Below are 11,688 nucleotides of genomic sequence, written 5' to 3'. Positions count from 1 at the left end.
CGGCGCAGGACCTCGGTCGCTAGAAGATGACTCTGGCCTGGCGGGCGAATGTCAGGGCGACCTCCGGGCCGGATACGAGTTCCAGCGTCACGTCGTCGTCCCGGCCCGCCAAGGCGCGCATGTACGCGACGGCGTCCGTGCGGATCACCGCCGTCGGGGCGCCGGAGCCGATCACCCACGAGCCTCCCGCCGGGCCGGTGAGCTCCAGCGCGATGGGAGCGGCCGTCCAGGCCAGGGCCATGTCGCGGATGACCTGTTCGACGATCCGCCGATCGTGGTCCCCGATGGTGATCGGCCGCCCCATCGCCCGGGCCAGGTCGACGCGATGCATCCACAGGTCACGGGTGTAGATCACGTCGAGCAGGTGGCCGATGAGCAGCCGTGGCGCGCCGGGCATTCCGGTGTCGATCGTGAAGCGGCGCATCGGGTTCGGTGTCCGCAGGCGGGCGCGTACGGCGCGGGGCCACAGCAGCGCGAAGCTGTCGACCAGCGCCGGTCCGGTCTCCCCGGCGTGGTCCTCGACCTGCACCGCCATGTGGCCGTCAAGGGCGATCTTGCCCGGGTGGCGTCGCCGTCCCAGGAACTGCCGCCGCAGCATCGTGCGGAGGTGGATGTTGTCCTCGCACTGGGCGACCAGGTGGGAGACCAGGGTGCGAACGTCCCATTCGACGCAGTCGGTGGGGCGCTGCCAGTCATCGTCGTGAAGCTCCCCGAGCAGGGCGATGGCCGCGTGCCCCTCGGCTTCGGCGATCGCCGCCACCTGGCCGCGATCATTGTGCGGCAGGCGTGCGGCGGGTACGAAGGAATCAACCATCTCTCTCGCCCTTCTCGGGAGCGTAATAGCGGAAGAACATGTCCAGCGCCGTCCGCGCGAGCCGGGTGAAGCGTCCCTTTCCGACCGGCGCGGACGGTTCGTTGGAGAGCTGCTGGCTGATCACGCCGGAGACCAGCACCGTGTAGAGGGCGAGGCCGTCCTCGCTCGCGGCGGCGGGTGCCAGCTGTCCGGCGTCCACGGCCGCCTGTAGTGCGCGGCGCAGGATCTCCAACTGCCGCACTGCGGGCTCGAACGCCTGCGGGGACGGCTCGAAACCGGGCACCGGCCGCCAGTAGAGGAGCTGGGCGAGCACCGGGTTGTCCGTCATCCAGGCGAGGGTGGCCTCCTGACCTGCGACGATGGCGCCCCACGGATCCTCGGCGAGCCTCGTCACATGCGGGTCCAGGACTTCGACCGCTTGGCGCATCCCGCGCTCGAACAGCGCGTCGTAGATGGCCATCTTCGACGGGAAGTACTGATACAGCGAGGGCGGGCGCATGCCGACCCGCCGCGCGACCTCCGCGAGGCTGAGCGCCGCCGCGCCCTCCTCCGCCATGACCTCGATCGCGGTGTCGAGGATCTCCTGAACGGTCTCGCTGCGCCGCCGGAGCCTCCGATCTTCCCTCACGCCATTAAGTTAACCTAATCCCATTAGGCAATGCAACGGCGATTAGGCCGCGTATGTCCCCCCGGCCAGGGGAACACCTCTTGGCCGACGACCCGGCGACCGTCCACGGCCGTCGGATCGTCGGTGACTCCTCCCAGAGATTGAGAGGACGTTGACGGGCAGGCGGGTGTCCGGCAGCGGCCGGCCATGCGGGGGAACGCAGGACGACTTCGCCCTGCGTGCCACCACCCACTGTGACCCTGGCGCGCTCCGCCACCTGACCGACACCCGCGTCCCGGGCCGTCCTCCGCCGGGTTCGGCTGGGGCATCGACCTTCCTTTCCGCGCGAGTGCGGCCGGTCGCAGGCGGTGCGGTCGATAGAGTTACCTTGCCTCAGGCGCCCCATCGGTCCCACTCGGAAAGGTCAAATCTCCCGTGGCTGATTCGTTCGTTCACCTGCATGTTCACACGGAATACTCGATGCTGGACGGGGCGGCGAAGATCGGCAAATTGGCGTCGAGAGCGGCTGAGCTGGGGATGCCCGCGATCGCGATGAGTGATCACGGCAACATGTTCGGTGCCTACGAGTTCCAGGCGAAGATGAAGGCCGCCGGTGTGAAGCCGATCATCGGGATCGAGGGCTATGTCAGTCCCGAGTCGCGCTTCTTCAAGCAGCCGGTGTTCTGGGGTGAGCCCCACCAACGCAAGTCCGACGAGCGGACCGGGCTGGGCGGCGACGTGTCCGCCAGCGGCACCTATCTTCACAAGACGATGTGGGCGGTCAACGCCCAAGGCCTGCGCAACCTGTTCCGGATCTCTTCGCTGGCCTCCCTTCATGGCCACATGAAGAAGTACCCGCGCATGGACGATGAGCTGTTCGCGGAGTACCACGAAGGGATCGTCGCCACCACAGGCTGCCCGTCCGGCGCGGTACAGACCCGGCTCCGGCTCGGCCAGTACGACAAGGCGCTGGAACACGCCGCCAAGTACCAGGAAATCTTCGGACGGGACAACTACTTCCTGGAGATCATGGATCATGGCGGGATTCCGATCGAGACGGGGGTCCGCAAGGATCTGCTGCGGATCGGCGAGGCCCTCGGAATCCCGCCGCTTGTCACCAACGACTCCCACTACGTCACCGAAGACCAGTCCACCGCGCACGACGCATTGCTCTGCGTCGGCACCAACTCCCAGATCAGCGACCCGAGCCGCTTCCGCTTCTCCGGAAACGGCTACTACGTGCGCTCCGCCGAGGAGATGTGGGCGCTCGACAGCTCGGAGCTATGGGCTCAGGGCTGCAAGAACACGCTGCTGATCGCCGAGCGTGTCGAACCCTATGACGAGGTGTTCGCCCACCGCGACCTTGCCGCCAAGTTCCCGGTTCCCGAGGGTGAGACCGAGATGAGCTGGCTCCGCAAGGAGGCCTACCGTGGCGCGGTACGCCGGTATGGCGACCCCGTACCCGCTGATGTCATGGAACGGATCGACTACGAACTCGGCGTCATCGAGGGGATGGGGTTCCCCGGCTACTTCCTCGTCGTCGCCGACATCTGTCAGTACGCGCGCGACAACGGTATCTGGATCGGCCCAGGCCGAGGATCCGCCACCGGGTCCATGGTGGCCTACGTCACGGGTATCACCGAGCTCGACCCCATCGAGCATTCCTTGCTGTTCGAGCGGTTCCTGAACCCCGAACGTATCTCCATGCCCGACGTCGACCTGGACTTCGACGAGCGTAGGCGCGGTGACATGATCCGCTACGTCACCGAGAAATACGGTGAGGACAACGTCTCGCTGATCATCACCTACATGACGATCAAATCGAAGGCGGCGGTCAAGGACGCGGCTCGCGTCCTCGGGTACCCCTTCATGGTCGGCGAGAAGATCACCAAGGCGTTCCCGCCCGCGGTCATGGGCAAGGAGATCCCGCTCACTGGAATCTTCGACGAAAAGCATCCCCGATACCCCGAGGCGACCGAGCTTCGCAAGCTGTACGAGGAAGACCAGGACGTCAAGCGGGTCATCGATACCGCGCTCGGCCTGGAAGGACTGACCCGAGGCACCGGCGTGCACGCCGCCGGCGTCATCTTGTCCTCCCAGCCCCTGATCGATGTGATGCCGATCTTCATGCGGCCCGACGACGGCGCCCGCATCACCGGCTTCGACGGGCCCAGCAGCGAGAACATGGGCGCGCTGAAGATGGACTTCCTCGGCCTGCGCAACCTGACCGTCATCGGTGACGCCGTCCAGAACGTCAAGGACAACCGCGGCATCGACCTGGACATGCTCTCCCTGTCGCTGGACGACAAAAAGACATACGAGCTGCTCGCGCGCGGTGACACCCTGGGGGTGTTCCAGCTCGACAGTTCGATGATGCGCGACCTCACCAAACTCATCGCCCCGGCCCGATTCGAAGACATCTCGTCGGTCCTGGCACTGGGCCGTCCCGGTCCGATGGGCGCCAACGCCCACACCAATTACGCGCTGCGCAAGGCCGGCCAGCAGGAGATCACACCGATCCATCCCTCGCTCAAGGAAGCCCTTGAGCCGATCCTGGGCACCACCTACCACCTGGTCGTCTACCAGGAGCAGGTCATGGCCATCGCCCAGCAACTGGCCGGATACACCCTCGGCGGCGCCGACATCCTGCGCCGCGCCATGGGCAAGAAGAAGAAGGAGGAGATGGACAAGCAATGGGCCACCTTCTCCTCCGGGATGACCGCCAAGGGCTACACCGAGGAAGCCGCCAAGGCGGTATGGGACGTCCTGGAGCCGTTCAGCTCCTACGGGTTCAACAAGTCCCACACCGCCGGTTACGGGCTCGTCTCCTACTGGACCGCCTACCTCAAGGCCAACTACCCGGCCGAGTACATGGCGGCGCTGCTCACCTCGGTCGGCACCAACAAGGACCGGATGGCGCTCTACCTCGCTGAATGCCGCCGCATGAAGGTGAAGGTCCTGCCGCCCGACGTCAACGAGTCCGGGCTGCGTTTCAGCGCCGTCGGCGATGACGTCAGGTTCGGCCTCGGCGCGATTCAGAACGTCGGGGAGAACGCCATCAACGGCGTCATCACCACCCGCAGATCAAAGAGCGCCTACACCGACTTCAATGATTTCCTCACGAAGGTGCCACAGGTCGTCTGCAACAAGCGCACCATCGAATCGCTCATCAAAGCCGGCGCGTTCGACGGGCTCGGCCACCCCCGCCGGGCCCTGGTCCATATCCACGAGCAGGCCATCGACGCGGTCATCGACGTCAAGCGCAAAGAGGCCTTGGGCCAAGACTCGCTGTTCGGCGCGTTCGACGACGATGATGACAGTGAAATGGGAAATGTCTTTCACGTCGCGGTTCCCGAGGGCGAGTGGGACAAGAAGACTAAACTGTCCTTCGAGCGAGAGATGCTCGGGCTCTACGTCTCCGACCACCCGCTGAACGGTGCGGAACGCATCCTGGAGCGCAACCGCGACCTGACCATCGCCCAAGTACTCGATGGCCAGGCAGGGTTCGGCAACGTTTCCATCGCCGGAATCATCTCCGGTGTCGACAAGAAGGTCACCAAAAAAGGCGACGTGTGGGCCATCCTCAAAATCGAGGACCACGACGCGTCCATCGAGGTCCCCTGCTTCCCCCAGACCTACCAGTTGTACGGGAGCAACCTCGCACCCGACCTGGTCGTCTCCGTCACAGGCCGGATCCGCGCACGCGGCGACGGCGAAGACGCCACCATCTCGTTCAACGCCACCGACATCACGTTCCTTGACATCTCCGGAGTCCAGGATGACGGGCCCGAACCCATCGTGATCTCGCTCCGCGAAGAACGCGTGAACCTGGACCTGGTCAACGAACTCAAACGAATCCTGACGTCACACCCCGGCGACACGCCGGTCCGCCTCCGTGTGGAACGCCTCAACCGCAAGATCAGCCTCGTCGCGCTACCCGACTACACGGTGAACATCAACAATGGAGCCTTCGCCGGGGACATCAAGGTCCTGCTGGGTGCGAACGCGCTGGTCGCACCGTGACAGGAGATCCGATTCCCCTCCGCTCCGTCGAGGTGGTCCAGTCAAGTGACCCGCCCGAATGCGGACGATGCGGCCGGGAAGCCATCCTGTCCGCCCGCGTCCCGCACAACCTCGTCAATGCGCGCAACGAAACCGTCAAGGGCGACACCACCGTAGTCCTCTGTCCGCGCTGCGATATCGGCCGACCCGAAGCGGGTGCCCCGATCACTTGGTTCACCGTGAACGCGAAGATCACCGACGAGAACCTGATGGAGGCCGCTGAACTCATTCATGCCTGGGCGTCGGCCGCCAGAGTCCCTGTCCTCAACGAAGCCGCTCTCGAAGCCGAGTTCAAAGCATGGCGAGAAGGTGGCCTTTGACGTCTGTCAGTCCTTGATCGACGTAGCGGGCACTCATGGGCCCGCGTGGCATGCCGGGTGCCCGGACGAGCCCCCACGGCACGTCCGGGCCCCGGAAGCTCGGGAGAAACCCGGCCGGCGGCCTGGAATGGCCATCGGCGGCCGGTCGGCGCCGGTCTAGACTGACGTTCGATGGATGAAGAGTCGGAAGACCCGCCAGTCCAGTGCTTTCCCGCCGCCTCGACCGGCCCTGCTCCCCCTGTCCGGGCGGAACCCGGGGAATCCGCCCGGCCCGCCGGGCGCGACGGGCGGACGCTCGGCGTCGAGGAGGAATTCCTGCTCGCCGAGCCGGGGGACGGCTGCCCGGTCCTCGCGAACGCGCGGGTGATGGGCAACCTCGCCGGCCCGGACGACCTACGGGCTCCCGGGGCCGATTTCAAGATCGAGCTGCTGGCCTCCATGATGGAGTCCGTCTCCCCCGTCTGCACCACCCTCGCCGAGCTGCGCGCGCTGCTGACGTCGGCCAGGGCCCGGCTGGCGCACGCGGCGGCGCGGGCCGGGGTGCGGGTGGTCGCGACGGGCACGCCGGTGGGCCGCCCGCGCGCGCCCCGCGACGTGTCGGACAAGAAGCGCTACCGCGAGATGCGCGATCTCTACGGCCTGCTGGTCACCCAGCAGGAGACGTGCGGCTGTCACGTCCACGTCGGAGTGGCCGACCGCGAGGTCGCCGTGGAGGTCGTCAACCGCCTGCGGCCCTGGCTGCCCACGCTGCTGGCGCTGTCGGCCAACTCCCCCTTCTGCGAGGGCGCCGACACCGGGTACGCGAGTTGGCGCACCGTCGCCCTCTCGCGCTGGCCCGCCACCGACATCCCCCCGCGTTTCTCCTCCGCCGCGCACTACGACCAGGTCACCGGCATGCTGCACCGCAGCGGCGCGCTGGTCGGCACCGCGCATCCGTACTGGCTGGCCCGGCCCTCCGCCCGCTTCCCCACCGTCGAGGTCCGCGCGGCGGACGTCGCGGCGACCGTGGACGAGGCGGTCCTGCAGGCGGCGCTGAGCCGCGCGCTGGTCCGCACCGCCTGCGCCGAGATCGCCGCGGGCGGCGACGCGCCGCCCGCCGAGGACGAGGACCAGATCCTCAGGGCCGCCCTGTGGTCCGCCGCCCGCTACGGCCTGAACGGCCCCGGCGTGCATCCGAGGACGGGCGAGCAGGTGCCCGCCCGCGCGATCCTGGACGAGATGCTGGCCCGCGTCCGCCCGGCCCTGTGCGAACTGGGCGACGAGCCCGAGGTGGACCGGCTGCTCGCGGACCTGGACCGCACGGGCACCGGCGCCGAGCGCCAGCGGGCCCTGATCGGGACCGGCGACGTCGCCGCGGGGGCGGCTCGGCTGGCCGACGCCTTCGCCCTGGAGTCGGGGGCCGTCTGACACGAGGGGCGTCCTTCGGGCGCCGCGTTCCACGTCCTGTTCCGCCGGCGCTTCTACCGGGGCCCGCCCGCGTCCGCGCCGATGTGATCGACGCCGCGGCGGAGAATTTGTCCGGAAACACCGCGCCATCCCAGCGAAAGGCGGCCACCCCCGACGGTGGCCAGGCGTACGGCACCCGGCCCCCGCCGGGCAAGCCCGGTCCGCCCGCGCGAACACGGGCGGCCGATGTCCTACACGCCGGCGGCCCGGCGCGCCGCCCGGACGTACCAGCGGCCGTCCACGTGGTCCAGGCTGAGCGGGCGGCCGAAGCAGCGCGAGAGGTTCTCGCTCGTCAGGACGTCGTGCACCGGCCCTGCCGCAAGGACGCGGGCGTCCCCCACCAGCAGCGCGTGCGTCGTGGTCGCGGGCACCTCCTCGAGGTGATGGGTGACCAGGACCGTCGTCAGGGCCGGGCGACCGTGGGCGAGATCCTCGATGGCCGTGATCAGATCCTCGCGGGCGGGCAGGTCCAGACCGGCGAACGGCTCGTCCAGCATCAGGACCGCCGGGTCCGCCATGAGCGCGCGGGCGACGCGCACCCGCCCCCGCTCGCCCTGCGAACACACCGCGAACGGCCGGTCGGCCAGGTCCTTGCAGCCGAGATCGGCGAGCAGGGCGTGCGCCTTCTCGTGCTCCGCCGGCCCGTAGCGGTCCCACAGCGGGGCGCTGCTGCCGGTGTAGCCGGTGAGCACGACCGTGTGCGCGGTGAGGCCTTCCTCCTCCATCAGCGCCTCGTCCACGAGGCGCTGACTCGCCGCGACCAGGCCGATGTGCCGGCGCAGCTCGCGCAGGTCCACCCGCCCCAGCCGGTGGCCGAGAACGGACGCCGTGCCCGAGCTCGGGTGCCGCACGGCCGCCGCGACCGACAGCATCGTGGTCTTTCCCGCGCCGTTCGGCCCGAGGATCACCCAGTGCTCGCCGAACTCCACCCGCCAGTCGACGTCGGCGAGAAGCATACGGCCCACGACCTTGACGGTCACCCCCGCGAGCTCCACCGCGGCCGGCGCGGCATGGTCATGGCTGATCTCCGGACCCATCGGCCCCCCTTTCCCTCCGAAGCAGAATAGGGGAGCCCGCGCGACCGCCTGAGCCGCATGGTCCACGCGCCAGGACGGCACGGGCCGTCGGGCAGGCTCGCTCGTCTGGGAGTCAGGCGGAGGAGGACTCGCTGACCGTCGGGCTCGGGAGGGGGGTCGGCTCCCCGGACTCGCCGTCGCCCCACTCCGGGATCTGGCTGATGCCGCCCGTCGGCCTGGGTGGCTTCGTGGGCGTCTTGGTGGGTGTATTGGTGAGCGTGGGCCGCCTCGTCGGCGACCTGGTCGGGTCGGGGTCCTTCGTGGGCTCGCAGGGCCGTTCCCCACCGCGCGTGCACGGCGGGTCGCCGTCCTTCTGCGGGGGAGGAGGAGGCGGGGGCGGCGTGGTGCGCTCGGGCACGGGAGATCGCACCGGTGTCTCCCACTCGTCGCCGCCCACAGGGCCGCCGGTGGGGCCGACCGGCCCCGTCACGACCGGGGTCCGCACGCCGCCGGCGCCCGGCGGCAGGCTCCCGGGGCCCTCCGTGCCCTGCGTCCGCGCCGTCCCGCGGCCGGCCACGGGGGTGGAGGTGTCCAGCACCTCCACGGGCACGCGGGTGCCCTGGATCGGCACGACCACCGGGACGGTGCCGGGATCGCCCGCCTGACGCTCCACCGTCGTGCCGCCCGTCCCCGCCGCAACGACGGTCACCGCAGCGATCGACACGGTGGCGAGGGCGGCGAAGCCCGCGTGCGAGGCGTGGCCGCGCCGCGCGGCCGCGCGGCGTGCCGCCCGCGCGCCCGTGGTGGCCGCCGCGTCACCGCGCGGCTCGCCCGGCGGGCCCTCGGGGCGGGCCGGAGGATGGGCCACGGGCGCCCAGATCTCCTCCATGACCGCGTCCACCGCGTCCCGGCGGTCCCACGACCGGTCCACTCCCCCGGCCTCCAGCAGCCACGCCAGCAGCGCCGCCGCGCCGGGACGCGCCCCCGGCTCCTTGGCCAGCGCGGCCGAGACCGGATCCCACAGCAGCTTGGGCACCGAGGCCAGCCGCGGCCGCTCCACCAGGATGCGCCGCGTCAGCACGTCCGCCTCTCCGGTGCCGAACGGGTGGTGACCCGTGGCGGCGTAGGCCACCAGGCAGCCCCAGGCGAAGACGTCGGAGGCGGGGATCGCGGGGCCGCCCGTCAGCCGCTCGGGGGCCACCCAGCCGGGGCTGCCCATGATCTGGCCCGCCTGCGTGTGCGCGACCGCGGCGTCCACGTCCCTGGCGATGCCGAAGTCGATGACGCGCGGGCCCTTGGGCGAGAGCAGGACATTGCCCGGCTTCAGGTCGCGGTGGACGAAACCGGCCTCGTGGATGGCCGCCAGCGCCGCCGCCGCGCCCAGTGCCACGCCGTAGGCCAGGTCGGGGGTCAGCGGCCCGCGCGCCGCGACGACCTGCGACAGGGACGGCCCCGGGATGTACTCGGTGACGAGGTAGGGGCGGTCGCGGTCGACGCCGTGCTCCAGCACCGCGGCGGTGCAGAAGGGCACGACGCGCCGCGAGAACTCGACCTCCTCGGTGAACCGGGCCCGCAGCACCGGGTCGCCGAGATGGACGCCGTGCGGGGTCTTGAGCGCGACCAGGCCGCCTTCCGGCCGCTCGGCGAGGTACACCACCCCCATACCGCCCGCACCGAGGCGGCCGAGCAGAAGGTAGCGTCCGATGATCACCGGATCGCCCACCGTCAGCGGCCGAACCCCTGGAGGCATCCCGCCCGGGACCCCCGCTTCGCCACGTGCCATCCGCAGGAGACCTCTCTACGAAACGTTCCGAGCAGTCGAGCAGTACGGCACAGGCCACTGTGGCTCTCCCGAAGCGCGTTCGGCGTCAACTAGTTCGAAGCGGCATGGGAGGTAAGGCGAATGATCCCTGAAGGTAAGGAATTCCAGTGCCCGCTGAGATCGGTGTGACTGCTGAGGTGCCCGGTACGCGCCCCGGCGGCGGTCCTGACCATTCGCAGGCGTACGCCGGGGAACGGCTCAGTCCGCCGGGGAACGCCTCACGCGGCGGCCGAGCCCGAGGACGGATCCGGCGCGGCGGGATCCAGTGCGGCTGGATCCAGTGCGGCTGGATCCAGTGCGGCGTGGGTCGCGCCGGAGGTGCCGGTCACGGCGTGGAGGAAGCGCTCGATGTGGCGGAAGACCAGCCGGGCCTCGGGGACCACGTCGGCGAGGATCGGGAACGCGTGCGGCATCCGGTGCCACTCCTCGTAGGTCACCTTCACCCCGGCCCTGCGCGCCTGGAGGGCCACGCGGCGGCCCTCGTCCCGCAGGACCTCGGTGGAGCCGGTGACCACCATGAGCGGCGGCAGCCCCGTGTAGTCGCCGAACACCGGCGATACCAGCGGGTCGCGGCGGTCGAGGCCGGCCGTCCACCGGCGGGCGAGCCAGTCCACGCGGCCGGCCGGCACGATCGGGTCCACCCAGCGGTTGGAGTTGCGCCGCGACTCCGACAGATCGGCCCATGGCGACAGGCAGATCGCGGCCGCGGGAAGCGGCGTCCCCTGGTCGCGAAGGGCCAGCAGGGTGGCGAGGGTCAGGTGCCCGCCCGCCGAGTCGCCCGCGATCACGATGTCCTGGGCGTCGTACCCCTGGTCGAGCAGGCCCTGGTACGCGCCGAGGGCGTCGGAGAGCGACTCCCGGAGCGTGTGCGCGGGGCCTTGACGGTAGTCATAGGCGAACACCGGGCGCCGGGCCACGGTGGACAGGCGCCAGGTGATCGGCCGGTGCGTGGCCGGGGAGCAGAAGAAGTAGGCGCCGCCGTGGAAGTAGAGCAGCACCTTGCGCTCGTCCAGCCCCTGCCCGGCTCGGATCCACTCCGAGCCGCAGGCGTCGTCTCCGTCCCTGACGATCTCGACCTCGGACGGCGCGAGCCGCGGCAGCCGCTCCCCCAGCGCGGCGATACGCGCGAGGACGGTCATGCCGACGGTGTGCCGCAGCAGGATGGCCGACATAGGCTTGGTCGTGCCGCGTAGCAGGCCGTTGAACGCGCTGGCGCGCCAACTGAGGGGGTACACGGGGTGGACGTCCACGTCGATCTCCTGCTGCACGTGTACCTCCTGCCCGATCCGCGCGGCAGCCTATCTACCAGGCGATATAACCCGGTTTACATGGGCGTTACATCCTTTGTCGAGCGTTTCCCAAGAGATCTACCTGCCGTTACGTAAACCACCACCCCGACACTCGCCCTTGACCACCGACCCACCTCCCCCGAACCCTGATCGAGCACGCGCGGCTCTGGGACCGGCTCGAACTGATCGGCGTCGGCGTCACCCACATCGCCCTCGACCTGCGCGCACCGTTCCCCCAGCCGGTCCCGCCGTACAACTCATCGAGCCCGTCCTGGCCCAGACCGGCCCCCCTGAGAGCCCGCCGCCGTCCCA

General features: G+C 69.8%; 8 protein-coding genes. 3 read left to right on the top strand and 5 right to left on the bottom strand.

All coding sequences use genetic code 11. From position 1 onward, the window contains the following. Positions 1-19: 19 nt before the first annotated feature. Positions 20-814 (bottom strand): maleylpyruvate isomerase family mycothiol-dependent enzyme, encoded by a 795-nt coding sequence (locus AB0H21_RS11700; RefSeq protein WP_358514778.1) that lies wholly within the window; start codon positions 812-814, stop codon positions 20-22. Beyond that, entirely contained in the window at positions 807-1,442 is a 636-nt protein-coding gene (locus AB0H21_RS11695; RefSeq protein WP_358514775.1) for a TetR/AcrR family transcriptional regulator, read from the bottom strand. Before AB0H21_RS11695 ends, AB0H21_RS11700 begins: the two co-directional genes overlap by 8 nt. A gap of 414 nt (positions 1,443-1,856) precedes the next feature. On the opposite strand from AB0H21_RS11695, the gene dnaE reads away from it, so the two are divergent. The 3 genes from dnaE (at position 1,857) to AB0H21_RS11680 (ending at position 7,210) form a co-directional block, all read left to right on the top strand. Continuing rightward, a complete protein-coding gene (gene dnaE, locus AB0H21_RS11690; RefSeq protein ID WP_358514773.1) occupies positions 1,857-5,444 on the top strand; it encodes a DNA polymerase III subunit alpha in 3,588 nt (1,195 codons plus the stop codon). Further along, positions 5,441-5,803, top strand: coding sequence for a DUF6300 family protein (locus AB0H21_RS11685; protein WP_358514770.1), 363 nt, complete (start codon positions 5,441-5,443; stop codon positions 5,801-5,803). Before dnaE ends, AB0H21_RS11685 begins: the two co-directional genes overlap by 4 nt. A 171-nt stretch (positions 5,804-5,974) precedes the next feature. After that, a complete protein-coding gene (locus AB0H21_RS11680) occupies positions 5,975-7,210 on the top strand; it encodes a glutamate--cysteine ligase (RefSeq protein WP_358514767.1) in 1,236 nt (411 codons plus the stop codon). Positions 7,211-7,440: 230 nt separating this feature from the next. Here AB0H21_RS11680 and AB0H21_RS11675 read toward each other — a convergent pair whose 3' ends face one another. The 3 genes from AB0H21_RS11675 to AB0H21_RS11665 all read right to left on the bottom strand — a co-directional run bounded on the left by AB0H21_RS11675 (position 7,441) and on the right by AB0H21_RS11665 (position 11,355). Next, the gene (locus tag AB0H21_RS11675; protein ID WP_358514764.1) at positions 7,441-8,286 is read right to left on the bottom strand and encodes an ATP-binding cassette domain-containing protein; all 846 of its coding nucleotides are present in this window, start codon (positions 8,284-8,286) and stop codon (positions 7,441-7,443) included. A 112-nt stretch (positions 8,287-8,398) separates the two neighbouring features. Further along, positions 8,399-9,976, bottom strand: coding sequence for a serine/threonine-protein kinase (locus tag AB0H21_RS11670; protein ID WP_358514761.1), 1,578 nt, complete (start codon positions 9,974-9,976; stop codon positions 8,399-8,401). 329 nt (positions 9,977-10,305) lie between these two features. Then, a complete protein-coding gene (locus AB0H21_RS11665) occupies positions 10,306-11,355 on the bottom strand; it encodes an alpha/beta hydrolase (protein WP_358514759.1) in 1,050 nt (349 codons plus the stop codon). Positions 11,356-11,688 lie beyond the last annotated feature (333 nt).

It is taken from the genome of Sphaerisporangium sp. NPDC051011 (genome assembly GCF_040653595.1).
Lineage (GTDB): Bacteria > Actinomycetota > Actinomycetes > Streptosporangiales > Streptosporangiaceae > Sphaerisporangium.
Note: the sequence above shows the minus strand (reverse complement) of the source record. Positions and strands in the feature narration are given on the sequence as shown.